38 protein-coding genes are annotated in these 24,304 nt (G+C 37.5%); all 38 read left to right on the top strand.

The window, feature by feature from the left end:
• Positions 1–24: 24 nt before the first annotated feature.
• The 38 genes from EJP82_RS28735 (at position 25) to EJP82_RS17445 (ending at position 24,294) form a co-directional block, all read left to right on the top strand.
• Positions 25–414 (top strand): zinc ribbon domain-containing protein, encoded by a 390-nt coding sequence (locus EJP82_RS28735; protein ID WP_127193387.1) that lies wholly within the window; start codon positions 25–27, stop codon positions 412–414.
• 75 nt (positions 415–489) lie between these two features.
• Positions 490–873 (top strand): MerR family transcriptional regulator, encoded by a 384-nt coding sequence (locus EJP82_RS17615; RefSeq protein WP_211350174.1) that lies wholly within the window; start codon positions 490–492, stop codon positions 871–873.
• Between the two features lie 50 nt (positions 874–923).
• A complete protein-coding gene (locus EJP82_RS17610) occupies positions 924–1,880 on the top strand; it encodes an aldo/keto reductase (protein WP_211350172.1) in 957 nt (318 codons plus the stop codon).
• A gap of 115 nt (positions 1,881–1,995) precedes the next feature.
• Positions 1,996–2,376 carry a hypothetical protein gene (locus tag EJP82_RS17605; protein ID WP_127193386.1) on the top strand — a complete coding sequence of 127 codons (381 nt, stop codon included), beginning with the start codon at positions 1,996–1,998 and terminating at the stop codon, positions 2,374–2,376.
• Between the two features lie 174 nt (positions 2,377–2,550).
• Positions 2,551–3,252 (top strand): NUDIX hydrolase, encoded by a 702-nt coding sequence (locus tag EJP82_RS17600; protein ID WP_170220221.1) that lies wholly within the window; start codon positions 2,551–2,553, stop codon positions 3,250–3,252.
• A gap of 353 nt (positions 3,253–3,605) precedes the next feature.
• Positions 3,606–3,992, top strand: coding sequence for an ACT domain-containing protein (locus EJP82_RS17595; RefSeq protein ID WP_127193384.1), 387 nt, complete (start codon positions 3,606–3,608; stop codon positions 3,990–3,992).
• Positions 3,980–4,756: a Cof-type HAD-IIB family hydrolase gene (locus EJP82_RS17590; RefSeq protein WP_127193383.1), complete on the top strand. Its 777-nt coding sequence runs from the start codon at positions 3,980–3,982 to the stop codon at positions 4,754–4,756. The genes EJP82_RS17595 and EJP82_RS17590 overlap by 13 nt, the downstream gene beginning before the upstream one ends.
• Positions 4,757–4,869: 113 nt before the next feature.
• A complete protein-coding gene (locus tag EJP82_RS17585; RefSeq protein WP_127193382.1) occupies positions 4,870–5,769 on the top strand; it encodes an alpha/beta fold hydrolase in 900 nt (299 codons plus the stop codon).
• On the top strand, positions 5,762–6,208 hold the full coding sequence (locus EJP82_RS17580; protein ID WP_127193381.1) for an aminoacyl-tRNA deacylase: 447 nt from the start codon (positions 5,762–5,764) through the stop codon (positions 6,206–6,208). Before EJP82_RS17585 ends, EJP82_RS17580 begins: the two co-directional genes overlap by 8 nt.
• Positions 6,209–6,255: 47 nt before the next feature.
• A complete protein-coding gene (locus tag EJP82_RS17575) occupies positions 6,256–6,591 on the top strand; it encodes a hypothetical protein (RefSeq protein ID WP_127193380.1) in 336 nt (111 codons plus the stop codon).
• Between the two features lie 53 nt (positions 6,592–6,644).
• A complete protein-coding gene (locus tag EJP82_RS27995) occupies positions 6,645–6,803 on the top strand; it encodes a hypothetical protein (RefSeq protein ID WP_170220220.1) in 159 nt (52 codons plus the stop codon).
• A gap of 83 nt (positions 6,804–6,886) precedes the next feature.
• Positions 6,887–7,894: a bifunctional GrpB family protein/GNAT family N-acetyltransferase gene (locus EJP82_RS28730; RefSeq protein WP_127193379.1), complete on the top strand. Its 1,008-nt coding sequence runs from the start codon at positions 6,887–6,889 to the stop codon at positions 7,892–7,894.
• Positions 7,895–8,017: 123 nt separating this feature from the next.
• Positions 8,018–8,359, top strand: coding sequence for an ASCH domain-containing protein (locus EJP82_RS17565; RefSeq protein ID WP_127193378.1), 342 nt, complete (start codon positions 8,018–8,020; stop codon positions 8,357–8,359).
• 21 nt (positions 8,360–8,380) lie between these two features.
• The gene (locus EJP82_RS17560; protein WP_127193377.1) at positions 8,381–9,001 is read left to right on the top strand and encodes an O-methyltransferase; all 621 of its coding nucleotides are present in this window, start codon (positions 8,381–8,383) and stop codon (positions 8,999–9,001) included.
• A gap of 5 nt (positions 9,002–9,006) precedes the next feature.
• Positions 9,007–9,204 carry a hypothetical protein gene (locus tag EJP82_RS28470; RefSeq protein WP_246054231.1) on the top strand — a complete coding sequence of 66 codons (198 nt, stop codon included), beginning with the start codon at positions 9,007–9,009 and terminating at the stop codon, positions 9,202–9,204.
• Positions 9,204–9,569, top strand: coding sequence for a GNAT family N-acetyltransferase (locus tag EJP82_RS17555; protein ID WP_246054229.1), 366 nt, complete (start codon positions 9,204–9,206; stop codon positions 9,567–9,569). Before EJP82_RS28470 ends, EJP82_RS17555 begins: the two co-directional genes overlap by 1 nt.
• 28 nt (positions 9,570–9,597) lie before the next feature.
• Entirely contained in the window at positions 9,598–10,038 is a 441-nt protein-coding gene (locus tag EJP82_RS17550; protein ID WP_127193376.1) for a hypothetical protein, read from the top strand.
• Positions 10,039–10,383 (top strand): CPBP family intramembrane glutamic endopeptidase, encoded by a 345-nt coding sequence (locus EJP82_RS17545; RefSeq protein ID WP_127193375.1) that lies wholly within the window; start codon positions 10,039–10,041, stop codon positions 10,381–10,383.
• A 193-nt stretch (positions 10,384–10,576) separates the two neighbouring features.
• Entirely contained in the window at positions 10,577–11,233 is a 657-nt protein-coding gene (locus EJP82_RS17540) for an MgtC/SapB family protein (protein ID WP_127193374.1), read from the top strand.
• Between the two features lie 20 nt (positions 11,234–11,253).
• A complete protein-coding gene (locus EJP82_RS17535) occupies positions 11,254–11,916 on the top strand; it encodes an HD domain-containing protein (protein ID WP_127193373.1) in 663 nt (220 codons plus the stop codon).
• Positions 11,917–11,937: 21 nt separating this feature from the next.
• Positions 11,938–12,642 carry a class I SAM-dependent methyltransferase gene (locus tag EJP82_RS17530; RefSeq protein ID WP_127193372.1) on the top strand — a complete coding sequence of 235 codons (705 nt, stop codon included), beginning with the start codon at positions 11,938–11,940 and terminating at the stop codon, positions 12,640–12,642.
• 26 nt (positions 12,643–12,668) lie between these two features.
• Positions 12,669–13,127 carry a GNAT family N-acetyltransferase gene (locus tag EJP82_RS17525; protein WP_127193371.1) on the top strand — a complete coding sequence of 153 codons (459 nt, stop codon included), beginning with the start codon at positions 12,669–12,671 and terminating at the stop codon, positions 13,125–13,127.
• Positions 13,128–13,224: 97 nt separating this feature from the next.
• Complete coding sequence (locus EJP82_RS17520) at positions 13,225–14,160, top strand: phosphotransferase enzyme family protein (protein WP_127193370.1); 936 nt, start codon at positions 13,225–13,227, stop codon at positions 14,158–14,160.
• Positions 14,161–14,173: 13 nt separating this feature from the next.
• Positions 14,174–14,446 carry a hypothetical protein gene (locus EJP82_RS17515; protein ID WP_127193369.1) on the top strand — a complete coding sequence of 91 codons (273 nt, stop codon included), beginning with the start codon at positions 14,174–14,176 and terminating at the stop codon, positions 14,444–14,446.
• A 19-nt stretch (positions 14,447–14,465) separates the two neighbouring features.
• Positions 14,466–15,008, top strand: a complete 543-nt coding sequence (locus tag EJP82_RS17510; RefSeq protein WP_127193368.1) for a GNAT family N-acetyltransferase — start codon at positions 14,466–14,468, stop codon at positions 15,006–15,008.
• Positions 15,009–15,042: 34 nt separating this feature from the next.
• Complete coding sequence (locus tag EJP82_RS17505; RefSeq protein ID WP_127193367.1) at positions 15,043–15,672, top strand: HAD hydrolase-like protein; 630 nt, start codon at positions 15,043–15,045, stop codon at positions 15,670–15,672.
• 16 nt (positions 15,673–15,688) lie between these two features.
• Positions 15,689–16,210, top strand: a complete 522-nt coding sequence (locus EJP82_RS17500) for a DinB family protein (RefSeq protein ID WP_127193366.1) — start codon at positions 15,689–15,691, stop codon at positions 16,208–16,210.
• Positions 16,211–16,232: 22 nt separating this feature from the next.
• Entirely contained in the window at positions 16,233–16,814 is a 582-nt protein-coding gene (locus EJP82_RS17495; protein ID WP_127193365.1) for a DJ-1/PfpI family protein, read from the top strand.
• A 35-nt stretch (positions 16,815–16,849) separates the two neighbouring features.
• Complete coding sequence (locus EJP82_RS17490) at positions 16,850–17,326, top strand: hypothetical protein (protein ID WP_127193364.1); 477 nt, start codon at positions 16,850–16,852, stop codon at positions 17,324–17,326.
• Between the two features lie 88 nt (positions 17,327–17,414).
• On the top strand, positions 17,415–17,792 hold the full coding sequence (locus EJP82_RS17485) for a hypothetical protein (RefSeq protein ID WP_127193363.1): 378 nt from the start codon (positions 17,415–17,417) through the stop codon (positions 17,790–17,792).
• 35 nt (positions 17,793–17,827) lie between these two features.
• Positions 17,828–18,145, top strand: coding sequence for a GNAT family N-acetyltransferase (locus EJP82_RS28880; protein WP_127193490.1), 318 nt, complete (start codon positions 17,828–17,830; stop codon positions 18,143–18,145).
• A gap of 149 nt (positions 18,146–18,294) precedes the next feature.
• Positions 18,295–19,098 carry a phosphotransferase family protein gene (locus EJP82_RS17475; protein WP_127193362.1) on the top strand — a complete coding sequence of 268 codons (804 nt, stop codon included), beginning with the start codon at positions 18,295–18,297 and terminating at the stop codon, positions 19,096–19,098.
• Between the two features lie 30 nt (positions 19,099–19,128).
• Positions 19,129–19,842: a class I SAM-dependent methyltransferase gene (locus EJP82_RS17470; RefSeq protein ID WP_127193361.1), complete on the top strand. Its 714-nt coding sequence runs from the start codon at positions 19,129–19,131 to the stop codon at positions 19,840–19,842.
• A gap of 125 nt (positions 19,843–19,967) precedes the next feature.
• A complete protein-coding gene (locus tag EJP82_RS17465) occupies positions 19,968–20,699 on the top strand; it encodes a Type 1 glutamine amidotransferase-like domain-containing protein (protein WP_127193360.1) in 732 nt (243 codons plus the stop codon).
• Between the two features lie 92 nt (positions 20,700–20,791).
• Positions 20,792–21,658 carry an alpha/beta hydrolase gene (locus EJP82_RS17460; RefSeq protein ID WP_127193359.1) on the top strand — a complete coding sequence of 289 codons (867 nt, stop codon included), beginning with the start codon at positions 20,792–20,794 and terminating at the stop codon, positions 21,656–21,658.
• A 103-nt stretch (positions 21,659–21,761) separates the two neighbouring features.
• Positions 21,762–22,694 carry an ABC transporter ATP-binding protein gene (locus tag EJP82_RS17455; protein WP_127193358.1) on the top strand — a complete coding sequence of 311 codons (933 nt, stop codon included), beginning with the start codon at positions 21,762–21,764 and terminating at the stop codon, positions 22,692–22,694.
• Complete coding sequence (locus tag EJP82_RS17450) at positions 22,691–23,836, top strand: ABC-2 transporter permease (protein ID WP_127193357.1); 1,146 nt, start codon at positions 22,691–22,693, stop codon at positions 23,834–23,836. The genes EJP82_RS17455 and EJP82_RS17450 overlap by 4 nt, the downstream gene beginning before the upstream one ends.
• The gene (locus EJP82_RS17445) at positions 23,833–24,294 is read left to right on the top strand and encodes a VanZ family protein (protein ID WP_127193356.1); all 462 of its coding nucleotides are present in this window, start codon (positions 23,833–23,835) and stop codon (positions 24,292–24,294) included. Before EJP82_RS17450 ends, EJP82_RS17445 begins: the two co-directional genes overlap by 4 nt.
• Positions 24,295–24,304: the final 10 nt, after the last annotated feature.

The following is a 24,304-nucleotide window of genomic DNA, read 5'->3' as shown; positions in this document are numbered from 1 at the left end:
TAAACTAAGAAAGGAAGAAAAATTATGAACGAATGCCCTTGGTGTGCAAAGGAAGTAGTTATAGTGAATAATATTTGCCCTGAATGTAAGCATGAAGTCTTACTGGATAAACAGGGGAATGTTACTTTTGAATATGCTGAAGAAATAGAAGAGTCTACAAATAGCGAGGAAAATTTAGAACAAGCAATAATGGAAAGATTTAAGTGTGTAAAGTGTGGTCACAATGAATGCGATGTTAAGGAAGTAGCAATGACAGGGACAGGATTAAGTAAAATTTTTGATGTGCAACACAATCATTATTTATTCGTATCATGTGATTATTGTGGGTACGTCGAAGTGTACAATCCAGATATTCTTGCAAGGAAGAAAAGTGGAACCGTAGGAACTATCATGGACATATTCTTTGGGAGTTAAGTTAATTATTTATAGGGTTGACTTAGAGTGAACTCTAACTAGTAAAATGAAGTTAATCAAAGAGGAGGCCTCTTCATGATTGATACGGAATTATCCATTCAGCAGGTTGCAGCTAGAATAGGACTTAGTGTACACACCCTTCGATATTATGAAAAGATTGGTCTGATGGAACCCATATGCCGAGCATCAAACGGACATCGTACTTACCATACGCATGATCTTGAATGGATTATACTTCTTATGCGATTACGCTCTACCGGAATGCCGATTGCTGAGATGCAACGGTTTGCGGATATGATGCGTCTAGGGGATGCGGGGATTAGTAAGCGAAGGGAACTGCTGGAGGAACATGAGCAAAAACTGCTTTTGCAAGCTAAGGAGCTCCAGGATACTTTGAGTGTTCTACGTGACAAGGTTACATATTATAGGGCATGGGAAGCAGCCCAGCATCAAGAGTAGGATGAAATGATCAGAGTCCAGACTCACTTTTGTTGAGGAGGAATGTTACAGTGCAACAACTGCCATTAGGTGCCACAGGTATGAAAGTAAGTGCATTAGCCCTAGGGTGTTTAAACTTCGGCTCACGTACAAATAAAGAGATGTCCTATCGTTTACTAGATCAATATCAGGACGCAGGCGGATCTTTCTTGGATACGGCGAACAATTACGCCTTCTGGAATGATGGATGCGTTGGTGGGGAAAGTGAATCGCTGCTTGGTCAGTGGATGAAAGAACGTGGTAACCGGTCACGCATGACTATAGCAACAAAGGTTGGAGCTAAGCCGACCTTTCCGGGTGGTGGATTTGAGCATAAGGAAGGATTAAGTCGCAAAGCAATCGAGCAAGCGATCGATGAAAGTCTGCGGCGTCTTCATACTGATTATATTGATTTGTATTATGCTCACATTGACGATGCGGACATACCTCTGGAAGAGACGCTAGAGGTTATGGAAGGATTAGTTCGGGCGGGGAAGGTTAGGGCTCTTGGTTGTAGTAATTATAGTGTTTCTCGAATAGAAGAGGCTCGAAGTATCAGTCAAGCCCATAACTGGACATCATACTCCTGCATTCAGCAACGTCATACATATCTTCGTCCGAATAGGGATGCGGATTTTGGCGTACAGCTGAGTGCGGATGATGATTTGTTAAAATATTGTGAGCGCCATGAGGACTTTTCAATCCTTGCTTATTCACCTTTACTTAATGGTGCATATACACGTGAGGACGTACCTTTTCCCGAGCAGTACGAAGGACCAGAAGTTCAGGCAAGAATGAGAGTTTTGAAGGAAGTAGCTGCAGAGACAGAAGGGACAATGAATCAGGTAATCCTGGCTTGGCTACTGCAAAATACTCCGTCCACGATTTCGCTGGTTGCTGCAAGTAGTTTTGGACAACTTAGAGAGAATTTAGGCTCTTTGGACATCCGGTTAACTCAGGAACAGTTGGAGCGATTAAACAAGGCATAGACATCATCAAAGTTGAATCGGTGAACACGTTAATCAGCTTAAGGCATGGTGCCTTAAGCTGATTAACGTCATAAAATGTGAAAAGGTTAAGAATTCAACAAGAGAGGAGTCACAAATGCATAAATCCTTAATGTTAACAATGCTACTTGCTCTTTCATTGCTATTGATGAGTTGTTCAAAAGATAATGCAACACAATTATTAGGTATTTGGGAAGCGGATCAAGTAAGTCAGAAAGTGGGTAGTAAGGAATTAATAAGTCAATATAATCATTGGGAAATAACTGAAGAGAACATAATACTAAAAAGTTTTAATTTCGAAATCCAAGGAGACACAACAATACAAAAATTTAGTGAGCAAACAAGGACATTAAAATATACATGGGAATCGAATAAACAACTCCAAATAGATAATCAAACATTTAATATCAAGCTGAAGAAAAATGAGATGAACCTAATAAATGAAAATATTGTTATACACTTTAATAGACAAAAATAATGGATTAACACCGCATTTACGATACAGGGCTACCGCTTCTTGTTTGGCAGTTGTATAATCATGGAAGAAGATAACAATAACCCAGTCTAAGATAAGATCAATCTAAGTCTGGGTTATTTCGTGAACCCTCAAATGTTATACACTAACACTGTTATTTCGGAGGAGTGGGTATTTGTGAAGATCAAAGCGATTAAAGGATTAGATGAGATCAGGGAAATTGTGAAAGTGTCCATGGAAGAATCTAAGTCTGTTATTGAAATGTTCGATGTCTTCGATGAAAAGATGATCAAGATCGGTATAGATAGTCGAGAAAATGTGCATGCCAAAGGGCTTTGGCATCAAACATTTCAGTGTTGGATAGTTAATCATACGATTAGCGAAGGAGGAAGTTTTCTTTTTCAATTACGACATAAAGACAAAGATACATATCCGGGGTTACTTGATATATCGTGTGCTGGACATCTGCAAGCTGGAGAAGTAGTGGATGATGGAGTTCGTGAATTACAAGAAGAGCTTGGTATTACAGTTTCGATCGATGAATTAACATACTGTGGGATGATAGCAGAAGAAAATTTCATTTCGACGGAAATTATGGATAGGGAATTTAATCATGTCTTTATTCATGAGAGCAATAATAATTTAGAGGATTATGCCTTTCAGAAAGATGAGATTTCCGGTTTATACTTCGTGAATATGAAGGAATTCCAGAGGCTACTAAATGGAAAAATAGACACCATCTTAATTGAAGGGATAGTAATGGATGAGGTACTGCAGACCGTACGGCCTGATCAAAGAAAAGTTCAAGGATCCGATTTCACTCCAAATTCATACGAGTATTATCAACTGATATTTAATAAGATTGATAGCTTACTCTAGTATTAAATTAATAGACAGGTAGTGGTATGATGCTTATGAATAGCGTATTGATCATTGGATTTTTATTTTCTCTTGTTGCTATTTTTAGAAATGATGAAGAAGAATAATTAAAGAGTTTTTTAAAATCGATTTCTGTTTTTTCAATACTACTGTGTGTACTAAAAATAAATGAATCAACTAGCCATCTAGCAGTAGTAAATTTCTTGATAGGTGTTTCAGTGGTATCATTTTTGATCTATCAATTTTTAGAGACAGATATTAGATGGAAATAGTATAGAGACGAAGAATGATGGATTTAAGTTGATTTTTAGTTTTGATTATAGCAACTATGTGACTGCCAAGGAGGATCTACTATGAGACTACTTTTACTAGAAGAAAATTACGTAGTAGTTAAATTCAAACCCAATCATGGGTTACCACAGTGGGCATCGGATTATGATGGTGGACTGCTATCCATAACTTTTACCCCAGAAGAGCTATCGATAGTTTGTAAAGAAGAAAAAGCATTAGTTGAAAATGTAGAACATATTGAAAAAACGTGGAGATGCCTAAAGGTTGAAGGGCCACTTGATTTTAATCTAACCGGTATTTTAAATGAGTTAACCAAACCGTTAGCAGAACAACAAATTAGTATATTTGCTATCTCAACATTTGATACAGATTATCTATTAGTCAAATCATACAATATTGATAATGCAATTCAGGCTCTTGAGCAACAAGGACATATATGTACAAGATAGTATTTTTTGATGTTGACGGTACCTTATTAAGTGAAATTGACAGAAAAATGCCGCTGAGTACACAAGTAGCAATTGAGAAGTTAATGAATAAAGGAATAAAAGTAGTGCTTGCTACAGGCAGACCGTACAATTTGTGCGCAGAGTTTAAGATGATGGGAATAGATACTTTCATCTCAGCAAACGGAGCTCTTGTTAAATGTAATGAGAACACCATTTATAAATCAGTGCTGACAACAGAGACAGTTGAAAGTGTCTCAGCTTTCGCGGAGTTGAACGGGCACGGTATTTCTTATTTCACTGAGGGCTACACCATGAACGGTATAGGTTCTGAAAATGGGCGGATTATGAATGCATTAAGAGAGACTTTGTCGCTTATGGATTATCCAGAAAAAATGGGCTCATTGTCAGAAGAAATATACGGTATGTGTTTGTATGCAGACGATAGCGAAGCTCAAAAATTCGTGGACAGATTTCCAGCACTGAGTTTCAAGCGATGGCATGGCTATGTAATGAGCGTGTTTGAAGAAACGGAAGCATGCAAATCATCAGCGATACAGAGAGTATTGGAGCATTTCAACATTTGTAGATCTGAAGCCATCGCTTTCGGAGATGGTGGAAACGACATCGATATGTTGGAGTATGTAGGGTTAGGAATTGCCATGGGGAACGGAGGGCAGCAGTTACAACAAATAGCGGACTTTGTTACTAAAAAGGCTAGTGAAGACGGAATTTCCTACGCGTTAGAAAAATTTGGTATCATATAATATAAGAGATGTATGAACATAAGTTATAATTACAAAAAGTACTACTACAACAATGACCCAGTCTAAGATAAGTGTTATCTAAGGCTGGGTTATTTTGTGATTGGGGGATAGTGATGGGAAGAAAGAGTATCAACACGCAGGTAACTTCGAGCAATCCGATGCACTTTAAAACTTCAGAGAAAGAATTGAAATACAATATTGCATATGAAAAAAGTCTTTCTTTATGGAGTGTCCCATATACAACAATGTATGTTCCTACACGATTTGGACGAACCCATGTTATTTCTTGCGGTCCAGATGATGGGGAACCCCTCATTCTTTTACATGCCATGGGATTTAGCTCAACGATTTGGTTTCCCAATATTGAACCGTTAGCTACAAAATACAAAGTGTATGCCATTGATTTTATCGGTGATTTGAATAAGAGTGCACCCAGCATGTTACCTGCAAATAGGGAAGAGTGCGGAGAGTGGTTAGACGAAGTGCTGAATAGATTGGGAATCGATGCCTGTATTATGGGTGGGATTTCTTATGGAGGTTTTCTAGCCTTAAATTATTCTATTTATGCGACTTCTAGAGTTAAAAAGTTGTTCTTGCTTAGTCCAGCATCCACATTTGTACCGTTACACAATCAATTTATTTATCGAATTATTGCGATGAATGCAATTCCAGTGAAATGGAGTGTACATCACTTTATAAAGTGGTTATCCAAACATAAACTAAACAAAGCGCTTGTAGACCAATTTCACGCAGCATTTAGATATGGTTCTCTTTCGTTACGAGTTCCTCCAAGTGTATACAGCGACGATGAGCTTAAGAAACTTGTTATGCCTGTCCTTCTTCTCCTCGGAGATCAGGAAGTAATTAGCGACGTCAACTTGGCATACACTCGTGCCACTCAATTAAGTAAGAATATACTTGCAGAGATTATTCCTGGAACAGGTCATCTGCTTAATTTAGAGAATCCGGACTATGTAAACATGAAGATTAATGAGTTCTTGCATTATGGATAAATTAATATCGATCTTAGAGGAACAAGATATTGAGTATGAGATTCTCGAACATAGAGAACAAATAAACACCGCACAGGAAGGTGCAGACTACTTTGGTATTGTTATTGGTCAAACTGCTCCGACTCTTATCTTGAAAACAGAGAAAGGAATTTATGCTTTAATTGTCTCAGGGGATTATGGAAGAGTGAACCTTGATATTATCAAAGAATTAATATCCGTAGAGCAGGTGAAATTAGCTTCCCCCAAGGAAGTTGAACAAGTGACGAGTAGTAAGATCGGAAGCGTATCCTTAGTCAATCCAGGAATTCCAACTATTTTGGATAATCAACTGAATCGCTATGCATTTGTGTATGGAGGAACAGGAATCCCGCAGACGACATTAAAGATACGACCAAGTGATTTAGAGAGGGTTAATGAAATCGAAGGTTATATAGGATAGGTATTTGAGAAAAGATCTTAACTACTACACAAAAGAAGGTGCGTTTAATGGAGCGAAGAATAGTAAAGGGTGGGATTTACAGTTTCATTATTGGCTTATTAATTGGTGTGTTAGTTTTCCCAGATTATCAAACCACGAAATTGGCTGGGTCCAATGTTTATGAAATTGTTCATGATCCATTAAGAGTCTATTTATTTAAACTTATTCGATTCTCATCTATATTATCGCTATTAACTATGATTATGGCATGGGTGACTGGATACTTTGTGTTTACGAATGAGAAGACTAAATTTAGTGAATTAGTAAAAGGATTTATAAAGGCATTGGTCGTAGGTTTGCTAATCATTTTAGTGGCGTCTTTAATTACTAGTTTATTTAAATGAATTATCACCTGTATAACTTGATTGTAAATATACTCTTGAAGGAGCTGGGAAATATGCAAAAAGCTTTAATAGTTTACTTTCTTACGGAAAAGAGAAACAATATTGATGAACTTAATAATCTTTTAGCAGAAGGATGGAAAGTGGAAAGTCAAAGACCGATGGGTGTCGGAGATAATAACGCAGCATTCTCACTAGTTATTTTAGAAAAATAACTCAGACATACAACCCGGCCTTAGGTAGAACTAAGGTTGGGTTGCTTCACTTCATAGACGTGAGGAGATTGGAGAGATCTATAATGGTAGAAAGAACAAAAGTAGTTGAGGTTGTACCCTACAATCCTGAATGGAAAACGGAGTTTGAACAGATCAAGACGATGATAATGAATTATATTGGCGATGTAATCCTTGCCGTTGAACATGTTGGCAGCACTTCTATTGAGGGATTATCCGCTAAACCCATTATTGATCTTGATGTTGTTATGGACAGTTATGATGTACTGCCAGATATTATTGAGCGTTTAGAAAAGGCCGGATTTGAATACCAGGGTAACTTAGGCATTGAAGGCCGTGAAGCATTTAAGAGAACTTTTGACGACGGATTTATGAAATATCATCTCTATGTATGCCCTAAAGATGGAAAAGGATATGTCGAGCATATTGCATTTCGAGATTACTTACGTGCAAACGAATCGGCTAGAAAAGATTACGAAACATTAAAGCTTAAATTAGCGGAAACCTATCGCTATGATATTGATAATTACTGCGATAAAAAAACAGACTTTGTAAAAGATATCCTAAGATTAACTCTTTTGAAACCTTATGCATATCCGCGGCTTGAAACATCAAGATTATTATTAAAAGAATTAACTTTAGAATATACGAACGAAGTATTTGCACTCTTTTCAGATCCAGTTATCGCAAAATTCATGGATATTGAACCCTGCCATACTAGGCAAGAAGCGGAAGAAATCATAACGTTTCATCTAGAGGATACAGGAACCAGATGGGGGATATTTTTAAAAGAAGAGAATAGATTCATCGGTACATGCGGATATCATTGTTTAGATATGAATACCAAAGCAGAAATAGGATTTGATCTTGCTAAAGACTATTGGGGAAAGGGATATATGCAGGAAGCTTTAGCTCCGGTAATTGACTTTGGGTTATCTCAAATGAATCTTGTATTTATTGAAGCGACGGTCGATGTAGAGAATATGAGGTCGCAAAGATTACTAGAGAAACTCAGCTTCATTAAAGCTGAAGAACTTAAGGATGATTTATATTACTATAGCTTGCAAAGTTAGTTTGACATTATGAGACAACATGGCCATTATTTATTTGGGATCATAAGTGGAATGACTTTCATATCCGGACTATTTGAAACAAAGCATAAGAAGTTAACTACAACATACTAAGGAGTCATACGAATGAAGCATACGATGTCATTATTTAACGAGCCTTTTGAAGCCATCAAATCAGGTGAAAAAACAGTAGAGATTAGACTAAATGATGAGAAGCGAAGATTAATTCAAGTAGGGGATAATATTGAGTTTTTAAAACTTCCAGATAAGCAAGATCGTATAGAAGTGCTCGTAGAACAATTGATGGTTTTTAAGACTTTTGAAGAGATGTACAATACACTATCGTTCAAAGACTTTGGTTGCGAAGGCAGGTCAATGAAAGAAATGATCGATGGAACATATGAAATATATACTTCTGAACAAGAAGATAAGTGGGGCACGCTTGGCATTAGAATCAAGGCCAATTAGGCTATTAAAGGAGTGTTTTACTTGTCGAATATTAAAGATTACATATTGAGTTTTATTACTTTAGATAATAATTTATTAGGTTCAATTAGTGAAGAAGAAGCACAGAGAAAGGATATTCAACCGGGAGTCGGACCGGAAGTTGGTAAATTATTAGGTCTGCTCATAAGATTAATAGATGCCAAAAGTGTCCTTGAGTTTGGGTCTTGTATCGGTTATTCAACAATTTGGATTGCTGAAGCTCTGAAGGAAACATGTGGGGAGCTATTATCCATTGAATATAATGAAAATATTTTAACAGAGGCAAAGAAGAATGTAGAGCGAGCTGGGTTGGATCAAGTTGTGAATTTCAGATTGGGAGATGCCAGTGAAATCATCAAAAGTTTAAGTGGCCCCTATGATCTGATTATTCAAGATTGTGATAAAGCATTATATCCAGAAATGCTAGAAGAGTGTATAAGATTAACACGACTAAATGGGATTATTATTGCTGATGACACATTATTCAAGCCAATGGGGATTCCAGACAAATTTAGTAGACCTGTCGATGAGTATAACCACAAAGTATTTTCTGATGATAGATTGTACAGTATAATTCTTCCGATTGGTGACGGGATAACAATAAGTATAAAGATTAAGGAATAATGAGAATGAATAGGGAAACTTACATGAAATCGGCAGAGAGAGGTACCATGATGAATGGAAAACTAACTTTAAAACGATTATCAAACTTGGATGAAGCGGCTTTACTAGATCAACAATTTTCTCAACATTTCCCGTGGTACAAATCAGGAGACTATTACAAGAGTGTCTTGAAGAGAATCGTGAAGGTAAAAGAGTTACACTAATGGCGTTTTACGAAGATCAATTAGCAGGATGCTGTCACTTACTATACGAATCGAAATATCCTTTTTTCCAAAGTGATAATATACCGGAAATTAATGACTTGAACGTATTCCCAGAATTCAGAAGAAAGGGGATAGCAAGCAAATTATTTGATGAAATAGAGTCCATAGCAGCAACAACATCTAAGTATATAGGTCTGGGTGTTGGACTTTATAAAGATTATGGGAACGCTCAAATGATGTATGGTAACCGTGGGTATGTAATGGACGGTAAAGGAATGACATATAGCAATATTCAAGTGCAACCGGGTCATTCCGTAATGGTTGATGATGAATTACTTATTTATCTAGTAAAAGAATTAAACTAAGCATCATTAGACTTAAGGGGAGAAACGTATGGCTTTATGGGAGCAACTTTTACTATTTGGAATTCCAGGGCTTTTATTGTTTTGTGGTTTTCATTATTGGACACCGAAATTAACGAATAAAGGAGTACCCCTGATTTTTTCGTTCTGGTTCTTTTTATGGATGCCAGTTATTATCTTACTTCCCTTATCCATTTTGTTATATTGGTTAGGTGGGGGGAGCATGATATTTGCTGATTTCAAAGAACGATTTCATCTTGTCGCCTTTTCCCATACCGATTGGCTTTGGGTGGTTGGGGCTGTTATATTTACCATCATCGCTGATCAACTGTTAGAACCCGTAGGCAAATATTTTGCAAGATTACGTTTTTTCTCCCCACCAAGTTACCTGCCAGCACCATTTAATCCACTGAAGAAATTTGCAATACCCCCAAGTAAGTTTTTTGGCGTAACGCTAAAAGGGAATTGGTGATTGCTAGCTGTCTTTATACCAATACATATCATTGCCATGTTTAGTGAAGAGTTAATGTGGAGAGGTTACATTTTACCATTACAGGTAGATACTTATGGGGTTTATGCATGGATTATAAATGGTTTACTCTGGGCGTGGGTAGTGCATGCTTGCTTAAAATGGCATCTAATTGGCATGATCCCTGGAATGTTAATCGCACCTTGGATAGCGCAGCATACAGGTTCAACCTGGGCCTCATTTGCTGTACATGCCATTGGCAACGCCCCACTTTGGATCATTTTACTTGTAGGTGTTCTAAAGTCGACGATAGATGAAGAGCCTAATCATGTAGAAAAAACAGCTTGAACTAGCATTATTGTATAACCACCGTATAACAGCACATTTCTGTATTAGGGAGTGCCTCTCTGATTAGGAGTCTGCTGTTTTTTTGATAAGGCATAATGCAGCCTGCGCCGAGGGCGAGAGGAATGTCATTTTACACTGTGATACAATATTTGTAATTGAACTCTGGTTTATCCAATATGGGAAGGTGAAAACAATGGAATTTGAGCTTTTGTTACGGGTTCTTCTCGCTGGAGTATGTGGCGTAGTTATCGGATATGAACGTAAAAACAGAAGGAAGGAAGCGGGGATCCGGACGCATTTTGTTGTAGCCGTGGGAGCTGCACTAATGATCATCATTTCGAAATATGGGTTCCAGGATCAGATCGGTTGGGAAAATTTATCGTTGGATCCATCCAGAATGGCTGCTGGGGTTGTCAGTGGTGTCGGCTTCCTTGGAGCAGGAATGATCTTCATGCAGAAGCAAAGTGTAATAGGACTTACAACAGCAGCAGGGATATGGGCTACAGCAGGTCTGGGAATGTCTATAGGTGCAGGAATGTACCTTATTGGTATTGGAGTTACACTGATCCTAGTTTTGGGACAGATTATTTTGCATAGCCATTTCATTTGGACTAAATCCCCCAAAACCGAAAGACTTCTGCTCGAATTAGCCAATGAAGAAGGCGCCATCGATAAAGTCATGGAGAGATTGCAAGATGGACGCATTGAAGTGTCGAGCTTTACATCCGAGAGTCATGAGTTGGAGATTTCGCTGGAACTGACCGTGACATTTCAAGGAGCGGCTACAGTTATGGACCTGGTAACATTAATTCAAGATGAACCTTTTGTGAAGAAGGTTGCGGTGGAATAGCAGTTGGAAAAGAGGTCAATATGAATAGTGAAGCGCGTATTATCAAACTTGCTGAAGTGTTTGTGAAGCAAGAATTAGAATTTGATTCATCCGGTCATGATTGGTGGCATATTGATCGAGTAAGAAAGCTCGCCTTGGAAATTGCTAAGACCGAGAAAGAAGCAGATGGTTTCATAAGTGAATTATCAGCTCTTCTACATGATGTAGCGGATGAGAAATTGAACGATTCAAAACAAGCGGGACTAGACAAGGTTGAAAATTGGCTAGCTAGCAACATTGCAGACAAGAACATCACAAACAGAGTAATGACTATTATTGCGACTATGTCTTATAATGGCGGACAGAATCCACCTATGGAATCAATTGAAGGGGAAATTGTTCAAGATGCCGATCGTTTAGATGCACTTGGGGCCATTGGCATTGCTAGAACATTCGCATACTCGGGGGCCAAAGGTACAATCATACATAATCCAGAACAAGAGTTTTCACATTTCTCGCAAATGGATTACAGGTCTAATGGCAAGACGGCGATATACCATTTTTATGAGAAATTATTAAAATTGAAGGATTTAATGAACACACCATACGCCAAAGAACTGGCTACAAAAAGACATGATTTTATGGAAGAATATCTAAGACAGTTTTATAATGAGTGGAACTTAGAGGATAATGGTGGATTATAGAATAGAAACCGAGGTGAACTCATGGACAGAATAGCGTTAATTAGAACAGAAGAAAAGAAATATCATGACCTCTGTTATGAGAATCACAAGTTATTCGAACCGGGATCTTGGTTACATAAGCCTGTCAAAACAGTAATGGATCTCATGGAAGAATTCAGCGGGCAACAAAATTTAAATGTGCTTGATCTGGGTTGTGGAATCGGTAGGAATAGCATTCCTATTGCTGAAACACTAAAGAATAGAAACGGCAAAGTAGTATGTGTTGATTTACTTGAATCAGCAATAGAAAAGTTACAAGAATATAGCGAGAAATTTGAAGTTCAACAATATATTGAAACGGTACAATCTGATATTGAATATTTCCATATCGCAGAGGATGAATATGATGTCATCATAGCTGTCTCAGCATTAGAACATGTAAGTTCAGAGGAAGCATTGGAAAGAAAGCTTCATGAGATGGCGGTAGGAACAAAGCCAAATGGGATGAATTGTATTATTATTAACTCCAACATAAGAGAGATCGAAAGGGATTCAAATGTAGATCTTGAACCGATGTTCGAAGTGAATTTAGCAACCGATAACATGCTAGAATTGCTGGATCGACAATATGAGGGTTGGGCGATTCAAACAAGATTAGTGAAACAATTGGAGTATGACATTTACCGTGATGAGCACCTTGTAAGTTTAATTACAGACTGTATAACCTTCGTGGTTAAGAAGATATAGAATAAATCTTGTAAGGGGTTATATATATGAAGGTCAAAATTAGTTTGTTGGAAGACATTAAAGATGCACCATGGGACTTACTACTATTAGCCGATCCTTCAAGTGAGTTAATTGAAGAGTATTTGAGTAGGGGGCAATGTTTTGTTACCTTAATTCATGATGAAATTGTTGGAGTGTTCGTACTTATAAGAACTCGGCCAGAAACAATGGAATTAGTAAACGTTGCCGTTCGAGATGATTTTCAAGGTAAAGGAATTGGAAAGCAGTTAGTATTAAGTGCAATCGACAAGGCCAAAGAACAAGGGGCTAAGACCATTGAAATCGGAACAGGGAACTCAAGCATGCACCAACTCGCGTTATATCAGAAATGTGGATTTCGCATCACTGGCGTCGATCGGGACTTTTTCATTCGGCATTATGAAGAAGAGATCTATGAGAATGGAATTCAGTGTATAGATATGATTCGGTTAAGTATTGACGTGTGATTTATAAGCTCTCTTTCATTAGTGAAAAGGTGGTATATTCGGGGTGGTTATTTTTTCATATTCGTCAATTGGACAATGGGTTGCAGGGGGATTAATCATGATTAGCGAAACTGTATTAAGTCGGATTCTAGAGTTATTAAATTATCCATCAGAAGACATTCATTTAATTGGTGGATATTTCAATAATGTTTATGAAATCTCTGCCGTTCCACCCATTGTTGTTAAGATATTTGATAGAGGGATAGATAGTGAAGAGAAGATAATGTCTGAAATCGCATGGACTCAGTTTCTCAAAGAAAATGGGGTACATGTAGCGGTTCCGATATTAATAAGGAACGAATCGTATATTTATAGTTTGACCGAAGAATTATTTTTTGTTGCTTACAAAAAAGTTAATGGAAGGCATATAGATATCAATCATGAAGATTGGAACGATAAATTGTTTCATCAATGGGGTAGAGGGATGGGGACCATGCACTCCTTATCCAAGTTATACAAAGGTAAATACGGGCGCCCAGAATGGAATGAGCATCCGATGTATCAATTGGATATGAATCATTTTGATCCTACTATTAAAGAAAAATGGGAGAACTACCTTGTAGGTATCCATTCAATTCATAAATCCAAAGATTCGTATGGGATAATACATGGCGATCTACATCAACATAATTTTCTATATGACAAAGGTGAATTAGCATTTATAGATTTTGGAGACAGTGAATGCAATTGGTTCGCGTATGATATAGCTATAGCAATTTATCATGCATCCCAATCCTATGCAATGGACAAGCGAAATAAATTTGCATCTTCATTTTTTAATGCTTTCATTGATGGTTATTCAATGGTAAATTCAGTGGATGAGACATTGAATAGCATAGATTTTTTCGTTAATTTCAGGCACTTGTATTCGTTTGTTTATCATACACAATATTCAGATAGAACTAAGTTAAATGAACGACAACTTCAATATTTAGAAGACATGAAATTATCGATCCTGAATCACGATTCTTATTTAGGGGTCAGATTAGTTTAAAGGAGGAGCAACAATGGATGAGAAGGCAGCAGAGCGATGGGACGATATAAGAGCAAAAGGAAGAAATCACTTCATTATAAATACTGGCGTTATACGATGGGGATTAGGAACAGCAATTCTATTCTCTATAATTGTTACTTATATGAATAAGGGTGCAGCGGGAATAACGTTTACGGATCAAGACTTTTTGAGGAACTTTATTATCTCCCTTATTATATTCCCAATTGGAGGATATTTCTGGGGTGCGTGGATGTGGAAATCGCAAGTTAAAAAATATATGAAGTAATAAAAGGGGCGGTGCAGAGATGTTGATATATACAACTGAAGAGCTCACTGTCCGTGAACTTGAGAAAACCGATGAGGTTTTACTTGTAACTTGGTTATCAAATCCTGTAGTACTGAAATATTATGAAGGTCGTGACCGGCCACATGACCTCGATTTGGTGAGGGAACATTTTTACAAAAATGATAGTGTGACTCGCTGCATTATCGAATTCGAAGGTAAGCCTATTGGATTTATTCAATTCTATCCTTTAGATGAAGAGTCACGGAATGAATATGGATATATAAACCCTGATGAGAAGATCTATGGAACAGATCAATTCATTGGTGAAATTAATTACTGGAATCAAGGTGTTGGAAAGAAACTTGTTACATCGATGACAGGTTACTTAATCAACCACAAACATGCAGATAAGATCGTAATGGACCCGCAAACATGGAATTTACGTGCTATAGCATGTTATGAGAAATGTGGATTTAAGAAGATCAAATTAATGAAAGAGCATGAAAGTCACGAAGGACAATTAAGAGATTGTTGGTTGATCGAATATTCGGCATTGGAATAATCACATGTCTCTACAATAGAAAGAGGGGGGAGATTTGAGAAAGCATATCGTTTTTGATTTTGACGGAACACTTGTAGATACGACTAAAGTAATTGTTAAGGTGTATAACGAATTAGCTGATCAATACAAACTCAAGAGGTTATCTCAGGAAGAGTTTCAAAATATTATGAATCTCACATTGAGACAGAAAATGAAGGCTCTTGAAGTATCAATCTTTAAGGTGCTGAGGATGAGAAGGATCGGTCAAGAATTTAAAGAGAAGTATAAATCTTATCTGGGAACGGTTGATTTCTGCGATGGAGTACTAGAGGTCGCACGGCAATTGGAAGATAAGGGGTATGTGCTATCCATTCTTACTTCGAATTCAGAATTAAATATCACCTACTACTTAAACAGTAAACAGATCAACTTATTTCAGCATATAAGGTCTTCAAAAGGACTAATGGGTAAAGACCAAGCCATTAAGAAGTATATGAAGGAGCATCAATTATCTAATCAAGAACTGATTTATATTGGGGATGAGGTTAGGGATATTCAGGCTTGTAAGAGAAATAATGTGGAAGTCATTGCTGTTTCCTGGGGTATTTACAGCAGAGACCTACTATTATCTGAGGAACCCAACTATTTAATCGATGATCCACATGAAATTATTAAAATCATTTGAACCGGAGGCATTTAAAATGATCAATATGGATAATATTTATCTCATCACGGATATCCCCGGATTTACGCCTCAAATCGGTCGCCTGATCTCTATGATGAATTACGCTAGACACACAACCATTGAAGCGACTAAGGATCTATCTGTTGACCAATTAGATTACTTATTAGACTCTGAAAGTAATTCGATTGGTGCATTATTGTTACACTTTGCTGCGGTAGAATATGCTTACCAAGTGGAGACGTTTGAAGGGAGGCACTTGTCAGAAGAAGAGTTAGCCGTTTGGAGGCCAGCTCTAAACTTAGGAGAAGAAGGCCGAGATAAGATTAAAGGGAACGATTTGAATTTTTATTTAGATAAGATGAATGAAGTAAGGCAAAGAACGTATGAATTGTTCCAAGGAGTTAATGACGACTGGTTATATAAGCAAGAGGAGTTTTGGTATAACAAACAGGCAAATTACTACTTTATGTGGTATCACGTGTTTGAGGACGAGATTAATCATAGAGGTCAGATTAGAATGATTAGAAAGAGATTTTAGAAACGGGGAGCGAGGTTTTTTTATGAAAATTGCCTTTGTCATCTTTAATGGAATGACGTTTCTAGATTTTATTGGATTTTATGATGTCGTCTATCGCTTGAATATGTTTGAAGAAACTAAAGGGACCACTTGGGACATTTGTGGACTCTCAGAAGAAATCTCCGATGAATTAGGATTAACTGTTAAAGTAAATCGGGTCAAACCAGACCTTTCTGAATATGACTTATTATTTGTCCCAGGAGGAATGGGAACACGTGAACTTCGATATGATGATGAATTTATTACATGGTTAAAACAAGCTGACAAAGTTAAATACAAAGTGTCTGTTTGTACAGGTTCGCTTTTACTTGGAGCAGCAGGATTTTTAGAGAATAAGAAAGCGACAACCCATCCTAATGTCTACGAGTTGCTTGAACCGTATTGTGCAGAAGTCATTAAAACTAGGATTGTGAAAGATGGAGATCTGATAACAGCTGGCGGAGTATCGACCTCTATTGACCTTGCGTTATATGTTGTTAACCTTTTTGTAAACCAAGAGGCAGTAGAGATTATCAAACAACAAATTGACTACCCATATGAAGTGCAAGGAATCATTGAAGTCTAAGCCTCTCAAGATAAATTTGAAGATGGAGGATATTTATGAGCATTGGGTTAGATGAATTTTTCGTTCTATTGGATGATGAGGATAAACTTTTATACGCTCAAATCGCGGATTATGTAATTCATCTAGGATACAAACCTAGAAAAGCAAAGACCCAAGCAATAAATTATGTTTTTACAAACAACAAAACAAAGAGACATTTGCTCAAGTTTTCCATTGAGGAAGGGATTCCTCATCTTAAGATGAAGTTTTATGCTACTAAGAAATATTCACTAATATTCCATGAAGGTGTAAGAGCGGTGGTTGAAGAGTTCAATTATAAATATACAGGTTGTTATAAGTGTGGAAAATGTAAAGATACATTAGATGGTTACGAATATACATATCCGGATGGTCGCAGATTTTTTAGATGTGGTAGTGAACTAATTAGTTTACCAAGATTCTCGCAAAGTGATATACCGGAAATCCTAGAATTAATCGAGAAGCAGCATACCTATTATGTGTCGAAGTTATAAATGGATTTTAAGTTTGTTGGTCGTATCCTTATTAATAAATTTCATTCTTTTGTTTATAACATATAGTTACCATAATAAGATAAATCATGTGAATGAAAACATACTGTTGTCAGCAGTGAAATCAAAAATAACTTACCTATCTGACACGATAATCTCGAATAGTAGCGAGGGGTGGGAGAAGGAATTTGAAGTCACAATCGCTATTGACGATACGCTCAATGCTTTAGGGAGCTTTATTATTGTCGGAGATGATACGGAGTGGTTGTCTGAGAATGAGCAGCATGAGTTATGGGGTTTTTATAGGGTAATAGATAGCAGCCCACCTAAGAGTGGCACAAAATATCGTGTACTCTCGGATGCTGAGAGGATTCAGCTCATTGAATTGGCAGAAATGTTGAAGCAAGAGGACTGGAAAACAATTCAGAGTTTAGACCAATTTATACAGGCTATCTCAAGATTAATATAAGATAGAGGTGACATGTTTGATTTACTCCAGAGTATATAGCTGAGCTATCAACATGCAGGAAAGTATATGTTGCTATCAAAGATAATTCAATTATTGGTACTGCAAGCCTTGATAAAGATACTATATATACCGTTTTTATCGATATTAAGCAGCACAATAAGGGAATTGGGCGGCAACTGATTCATTATATTGAACAGATTGCCATTGACTCTGGAATAACATTACTTAAACTTCCTAGTAGTATAACAGGGCAAAAATTTTATGAGAATCTAGGGTATCATGCAGTAGATGTTGTTGAGTCCGAGGTTTATGGTAGAGATATCATTATGATAAAGAACTTAATCAAAGATTAAACAACATATAAAAAAACACAAATGCTAAAATGATTCCCCCACACCGTTGACGTGTTATTCCTGAAATGGACAAGTCTGCGCTGTGGGTTATTTGTATTCGTCGTAGTTAATCAGAAATTAATTTAGATAATTTAGAGGAGAATTTACGTATGACTAATACGAATGAAATAATTGCAGGGGGTAGGACAGCCGAGATTTTATCTTATGGCAAGGATCAAATATTAAAACTATTTCGTCCAGGTATTCCTGAGCATCTAAGTAGTGATGAATTCAATATTAGTTCGGCCGTATTTAATTTAGGTTTATCGTGTCCTAGGCCTATTGAGATAATTGATTATGAAGGGCGCAAGGGGATTATCTACTCCCAAGTTGTCGGGATAACCATGCTCAAAACAATTAAAAAAAAGATGTGGACAATCTCTAAACAAGGTAGAAAAATGGCAACACTTCATCGTGATATTCACTCAAGATCCGTATCGAACCTGCCAAAACAGCGTGATATTTTAATAGACCGAATTCAGCATGCCCCGCTATTAACAACAGAAGAGAAGAACACAATCATTTTAAAGTTAATGGCCCTTAAAGAGGACACTAAACTTTGTCATGGAGACTTTCACCCTGACAATATCATGCTCGGAGAGAAGAAAGAATGGGTTATCGACTGGATGACAGGAATGGAAGGGAATCCAGCCGGAGATGTGGCTAGGACTATATTAATGCTGAAGCTGGGGAGTACATCTGAAGGAACTCCAAGAATCATTTCAGGTTTAATTTCTCTTATAAGAAATAAGCTCCGTGCTGCTTACACTAAGGAATACTTGGATAACTCGAAGATAACCATGGAAGAGATTAACCAATGGATAGTTCCCGTTGCTGCAGCCAGGTTAACGGAGTGGTTACCTGATCAAGAAAAGAAAGAACTTGTCGAATTAATCAGAAGAAATTTGAGCTAAACATAATATTTTTAAGGAGAGTAGTTACAGATGCCTAATGAATTGATTAGAAATACGGATGATATTCTCAACATGCTAGACGCATTGATGCGCGAACCAGTCTTGTTCTGGGATAAGTTCTATAGTGATCGGAGTAAGAAGGTTCCGTTTTTTATCAATCACCCTGATGAGAATCTGGTGTCTTATCTTGATTCAGGACATGTGCAAGTTGGAAAAGTGTTAGAGGTAGGATGTGGACCAGGAAGAAATGCGATATATCTTGCCCAGAAGGGCTTTACAGTAGATGCTGTTGATATTTCCGAAGAGGCGATAAGATGGGCTCAAGATAGGGTAAATGAACATAACGTTGATGTGAATTTTCAGTGTATCTCATTGTTTGAACTTCAAGCGGTTGAAGAATATGATTTCGTTTACGATTCAGGATGTTTACACCACATTTGGCCGCACAGACGGATCGAATATATTGAAATGTTGAATAAAGCGCTGAAGCCAGGTGGATATTTTGGGTTAAGCTGCTTTGCCCCTGGATTTGCTGAAATCGGCGGGGCACTCGACACAACAGACTGGGAAGTGTATCGCGAACGGAATATGAAAGGCGGACAAGCGTATAGCGAAGAACAGTTGAAGATACTATTTCAAGATTATTTTGACTGTGTAGAGTACAGGGTGATGACAGAATGTAGTGAAAGTGAAGAGAAATTCGGAGTTCCCTTTTTGGGGACATCACTTTGGAGGAAGAAGTAACTGAAAACCATTTGCGTGCCAATTGGTCAAAAAATACGTTCAGTTGCATATCTATTATATTATGACATTCCTCGGTATTCAGAATATTAATAGGCTTTGGCTAAAATAAGAAAGAAGGAAAAATCATGGGAACCATTGTAGTTATTGGTGGAGGAGAATTAAGTGAACTTGAGACATTGGAAATCGATCGTGAGGTTGTAAATTTAACAAACAAGTTGAAACCCAAGGCATTATTTATTCCCACAGCTAGCAATGATGCACTAGGTTATTGTGATTCTTTTGCAAGCGTATACGGTGATCGGTTAGGTTGTGAGACAAGAAGCTTATTACTTGCAACTAACAGTTATACACATGAAGAAATTGTCGATGCAATCATGTCTGCTGATTTGATTTATGTAGGTGGAGGTAATACCGCGAAGATGCTAGAGATCTGGAGGAAAACTGGGGTCGATACTCTTTTGAAAGAAGCATATGCTTCTGGAACAGTACTATCTGGACTAAGCGCAGGTTCCATATGCTGGTTTGAGTATGGTCATAGTGACTCAGAGGCATTTGAGGGTAATAAAGGATGGAAGTATATAAAATTAGAAGCGATGGGACTATTGAGAGGGATCCATTGTCCACATTATGACGAGGATAATCGTTCAGAGGATTTTATGCGTATGGTTCAAGGGAGCGGGTTACCTGGAATCGCAGTTGAGAATAATTGTGCAATGATATTTAAGGATAATGAATATAAAGTAATTTCTACAAAAGACACGGCAAAGGCTTATACAATTATTGATTCTGATCAAGGAGTTATCGTATCAGAACTGACACAACATTCAAAGTTCAAGCCACTTAGTGATTTGTATTAACGGAACTGCATCTATCTTGTTCATTATCACATAGAGTGACAAGTTGTTCCTCGGGCCATACCGAGGCATTTCAAACTCAGGAGGATATGAATATGAAAGAAACAAAGGTCTATAAGGAACTGAATAATTGTTCTATTAGTGCAGATATATATGATCAGGGTAGCGGTACTCCCGTAATCATATATATTCATGCAGGAGCTTTGATTTTTGGATCAAGAACGTGGTTGCCTGCTGAACAAATTGATTTTTATACTAACGCAGGATTTAGTGTGATCAGCATAGATTATCGATTGGCTCCCGAAACGAAGTTGGATGTAATCATCGAAGATATAAGAGATGCAATAGATTGGGTTAGGACCAAAGCCAAGCAATGGTATGATTTTGACACGAATAACATGGCTCTAGTGGGTAGCTCTGTCGGTGGGTTCCTTAGCATGTTAATGGGAACTATGGACATCAAACCTCAAGCTATCGTTTCTTTGTATGGATACGGAGATATCCTAGGGGAATGGCTTGCTCAACCTAGTGAGTATTACTGTAAGAAACCAATTTTGAATAGAAATAATGCGTCTGAATATGTAGGAAATACAGATACCTCGGAGGGTGCGTGGGAGAGATTTAATTTCTATCTCTATTGTCGGCAACATGGTGTCTGGGTCAATGAGGTAACTGGCCTGGATCGAGTTAATGATCGAGAAGAGTTAATGATATACAATCCTATCGATCGCCTCACTAGCGAATATCCACCTACCTTATTACTCCATGGAGATCAAGATACGGATGTTCCCTATGAACAATCATTAATCATGTATGAGAAACTCAAAGAACATGGGGTTACAACAAAGTTAATAACTATAGAAGGCGCTGATCATGTTTTTGATCAGAATTTTGAAGATCCTTCCGTTCAAAATGCGTTTGCTAAAATTATTGATTTCCTTAGAATTCATTTAAGTAAGTGAAGAAGAAACTTAGATAATTTGGAGGTGAGAAGCGGGATAATCTGCACAATAAATTGTGGCCTTATTTTCTGTTGAGATTAGGAAATGTAGGGAGTGATAAAAGGTGGTAAACCAAAATGCACTCGAATTAAAGTCATTAAGTAAAAGTTTCGGGAACTTTAAAGCTGTCGACAACTTGTCTATGAGCGTGAAACAAGGTGAAATATTCAGTTTGCTAGGGCCTAATGGAGCAGGAAAGACAACAGCAATTAATATGATCACCGGAGTATTGGAAATGGATGATGGTACTATCGAAATGAACGGTGTTTCTTATCAAAAGGGAGGTTCCACTAGAGGTGGCATGATTGGTGTATGTACGCAAGAATTACAGCTCTGGCCTTTTATGACTTGTGAGGAACAACTACATTTCATGGGAAATCTCTACAAACTGGATACAAAGGTAATAAAGAAACGCTCCTTATCTTTGTTAGAAATGGTCGGCTTATCGGACAAAAGAAAGGTATGGGCTAAAAAGTTGTCAGGGGGCATGCAGAGACGTTTGCATTTGATTATGTCCGTTATTCATGATCCCGATATTGTCATACTAGATGAACCTGAAGCAGGACTCGATCCACAGAGTAGAATACTTGTCAGGGACTTTATTAAGTTCATGTCCAAATCCAAAACGATACTATTAACCACACATAATATGGATGAGGCAGAGAGATTGTCCTCTAGGGTAGCTATTATGGACAAAGGTAAAGTACTGGTTTGTGATACGCCAACGATGCTCCGCCAGCGAATTGCACCTGAGGAAACCATGGAAATATTGTATGAGCAACCTGTAGTGGTAACCGAGCAGTGGAAGTCCGTCCCATATAAGGTCCAGGTCAATGATAAAACCATACGTGTCACGGGTAATCGATTAGCGGCTGAGGCACCAAATATTCTTAGTAAGATGAGTTCTCTATGCGGTGATCCGGTTACAGTTAGCTTAAGGCAGAGTACGCTTGAGGATGTCTTCATAAAGCTGACTGGAAGGAGCCTGCGAGAATGAGATTGTTAGCTGTGTTTAAGAAAAGCTTAATTGAGCAAATTCGTGATTATAAAGCACTTGTTTTAACGCTGCTTTCCCCTGTCATTTTTATCGTCATCTTTGGATTAGCTTTTGGCCAAGGATTCTATACCTATACTTTAGGAATATCAAATGATGATGTAGGAGTTATGGGTGAGAAATTAATCTATGAATTTCAGAATAGCAAATATCCTAACGGTAATTTGATGTTCTCTGTTGTCATGGTTGATTATGATACAGAACAGGTTTTAAATGGAATAAAGAAGCAAAAATATGATGCTCATCTCTACATCCCATCTGACTTTAGCGAATCGTTACATAACAGCGGACAAGGTGGAGAAACTTCCTCAGTTCGAGTACCCATAACAGGAAATCCCTCTTACATATCGTATAACTTAATTAGTAGCTTTGTGGAGAACCACATTCATAACTTTGTATGGACAAAGGGTATGGTGGACAACCCAATTGAGATTGTGTATGAAGAAACAGAATCAACGAAAATTAAATCGGAATTCGAGAATATGGCACCAGGCTTAATGGTATTCTCCGTTTTCTTTCTACTTATTCTAAGCTCGATGGTTGTGACCAAGGAAGTGGAGAACCGGACGATTCAAAGAATTGTTTTGTCAAAAATTAAGCCATTTGAAATATATGCAGGAGTCAGCCTATCTCAACTGCTTCTAGCGGTCGTAATGCTACCCATGGTATTTGCAACTAGCCTAATGCTAGGGTTCACAACAACGGGTTCATTTGGTCTGGCATATCTTGTTGGGTTAATCGCTACCTTCTCTGCGATCGGGATAGGTATGATTATTTCGGCTTTTTGTAAAACATCTTTGGAAGCATTCATTATTGGAAATGTTGTTGTAACTCCAATGATGTTCTTGGCAGGTATTTTCTTCAAGGTTCCACCTGTTAAACTCTTTACTATTATGGGCAAAGAGATCGAATTACTGACGCTAATGCCGACACTTGATGCTGTAAATGCCATGAACAAGATACTGATTAATGATGCGGATTTCTTCGGTATCCTTCCTGAGCTCATCGTGCTGACTTTATTATCAGCAGGTTACTTTATGTTGGGAGTATACTTGTTTAGTAGGCGGTATATGAGAAAAGCATGAGTAAGAATAGAGGTGAACCGTTGGGGAGTAAATACAAACCAATAATGAAGTTGCTTACATGGATGATCTTCATAGGTTATAGTACATGTTTAATATACTGGATGTTCAGGGGATTTGGTCGATCTAGTCATGCTGAACTTAGATTTAATTATATCCCTTTTACAACCATCTGGAGTTATATCATGAATCTAAATCAACAGAATATAACGACCACAATTGTTAACTTAGTTGGAAACATCGGAGTGTTTGTTCCTTTTGGAGTTCTAATGCCATCAATATTTAAGCACTTGAGAAAATACCTGCTATTCTCGATCTATTTTATAAGTTCAATCCTGATCTTAGAGTTCATGCAGACCTTTCTTAAAGTAGGATCAGGGGATATAGATGATGTTATTCTAAACTTTGTAGGTGGAAGTATAGGTTATTTGTTATGGCTCAAAACCAAAATCAATGCTTAGAAACAGGGGG

This window comes from Paenibacillus anaericanus (genome assembly GCF_003994475.1).
Lineage (GTDB): Bacteria > Bacillota > Bacilli > Paenibacillales > Paenibacillaceae > Fontibacillus > Fontibacillus anaericanus.
Note: the sequence above shows the minus strand (reverse complement) of the source record. Positions and strands in the feature narration are given on the sequence as shown.

Coding starts and splice junctions, on each gene's coding strand:
- EJP82_RS17500 (WP_127193366.1), top strand. CDS start 15,689: ATGATCAATATGGATAATATTTATCTCATCACGGATATCCCCGGATTT.
- EJP82_RS17575 (WP_127193380.1), top strand. CDS start 6,256: ATGGAGCGAAGAATAGTAAAGGGTGGGATTTACAGTTTCATTATTGGC.
- EJP82_RS17445 (WP_127193356.1), top strand. CDS start 23,833: ATGAGTAAGAATAGAGGTGAACCGTTGGGGAGTAAATACAAACCAATA.
- EJP82_RS17530 (WP_127193372.1), top strand. CDS start 11,938: ATGGACAGAATAGCGTTAATTAGAACAGAAGAAAAGAAATATCATGAC.
- EJP82_RS17495 (WP_127193365.1), top strand. CDS start 16,233: ATGAAAATTGCCTTTGTCATCTTTAATGGAATGACGTTTCTAGATTTT.
- EJP82_RS17565 (WP_127193378.1), top strand. CDS start 8,018: ATGAAGCATACGATGTCATTATTTAACGAGCCTTTTGAAGCCATCAAA.
- EJP82_RS27995 (WP_170220220.1), top strand. CDS start 6,645: ATGCAAAAAGCTTTAATAGTTTACTTTCTTACGGAAAAGAGAAACAAT.
- EJP82_RS17595 (WP_127193384.1), top strand. CDS start 3,606: ATGAGACTACTTTTACTAGAAGAAAATTACGTAGTAGTTAAATTCAAA.
- EJP82_RS28470 (WP_246054231.1), top strand. CDS start 9,007: ATGAATAGGGAAACTTACATGAAATCGGCAGAGAGAGGTACCATGATG.
- EJP82_RS28730 (WP_127193379.1), top strand. CDS start 6,887: ATGGTAGAAAGAACAAAAGTAGTTGAGGTTGTACCCTACAATCCTGAA.
- EJP82_RS17540 (WP_127193374.1), top strand. CDS start 10,577: ATGGAATTTGAGCTTTTGTTACGGGTTCTTCTCGCTGGAGTATGTGGC.
- EJP82_RS17555 (WP_246054229.1), top strand. CDS start 9,204: ATGGCGTTTTACGAAGATCAATTAGCAGGATGCTGTCACTTACTATAC.
- EJP82_RS17520 (WP_127193370.1), top strand. CDS start 13,225: ATGATTAGCGAAACTGTATTAAGTCGGATTCTAGAGTTATTAAATTAT.
- EJP82_RS17590 (WP_127193383.1), top strand. CDS start 3,980: ATGTACAAGATAGTATTTTTTGATGTTGACGGTACCTTATTAAGTGAA.
- EJP82_RS17450 (WP_127193357.1), top strand. CDS start 22,691: ATGAGATTGTTAGCTGTGTTTAAGAAAAGCTTAATTGAGCAAATTCGT.
- EJP82_RS17535 (WP_127193373.1), top strand. CDS start 11,254: ATGAATAGTGAAGCGCGTATTATCAAACTTGCTGAAGTGTTTGTGAAG.
- EJP82_RS17525 (WP_127193371.1), top strand. CDS start 12,669: ATGAAGGTCAAAATTAGTTTGTTGGAAGACATTAAAGATGCACCATGG.
- EJP82_RS17470 (WP_127193361.1), top strand. CDS start 19,129: ATGCCTAATGAATTGATTAGAAATACGGATGATATTCTCAACATGCTA.
- EJP82_RS17515 (WP_127193369.1), top strand. CDS start 14,174: ATGGATGAGAAGGCAGCAGAGCGATGGGACGATATAAGAGCAAAAGGA.
- EJP82_RS17490 (WP_127193364.1), top strand. CDS start 16,850: ATGAGCATTGGGTTAGATGAATTTTTCGTTCTATTGGATGATGAGGAT.
- EJP82_RS17605 (WP_127193386.1), top strand. CDS start 1,996: ATGCATAAATCCTTAATGTTAACAATGCTACTTGCTCTTTCATTGCTA.
- EJP82_RS17615 (WP_211350174.1), top strand. CDS start 490: ATGATTGATACGGAATTATCCATTCAGCAGGTTGCAGCTAGAATAGGA.
- EJP82_RS17475 (WP_127193362.1), top strand. CDS start 18,295: ATGACTAATACGAATGAAATAATTGCAGGGGGTAGGACAGCCGAGATT.
- EJP82_RS17510 (WP_127193368.1), top strand. CDS start 14,466: ATGTTGATATATACAACTGAAGAGCTCACTGTCCGTGAACTTGAGAAA.
- EJP82_RS17460 (WP_127193359.1), top strand. CDS start 20,792: ATGAAAGAAACAAAGGTCTATAAGGAACTGAATAATTGTTCTATTAGT.
- EJP82_RS28735 (WP_127193387.1), top strand. CDS start 25: ATGAACGAATGCCCTTGGTGTGCAAAGGAAGTAGTTATAGTGAATAAT.
- EJP82_RS17550 (WP_127193376.1), top strand. CDS start 9,598: ATGGCTTTATGGGAGCAACTTTTACTATTTGGAATTCCAGGGCTTTTA.
- EJP82_RS17585 (WP_127193382.1), top strand. CDS start 4,870: ATGGGAAGAAAGAGTATCAACACGCAGGTAACTTCGAGCAATCCGATG.
- EJP82_RS17580 (WP_127193381.1), top strand. CDS start 5,762: ATGGATAAATTAATATCGATCTTAGAGGAACAAGATATTGAGTATGAG.
- EJP82_RS17465 (WP_127193360.1), top strand. CDS start 19,968: ATGGGAACCATTGTAGTTATTGGTGGAGGAGAATTAAGTGAACTTGAG.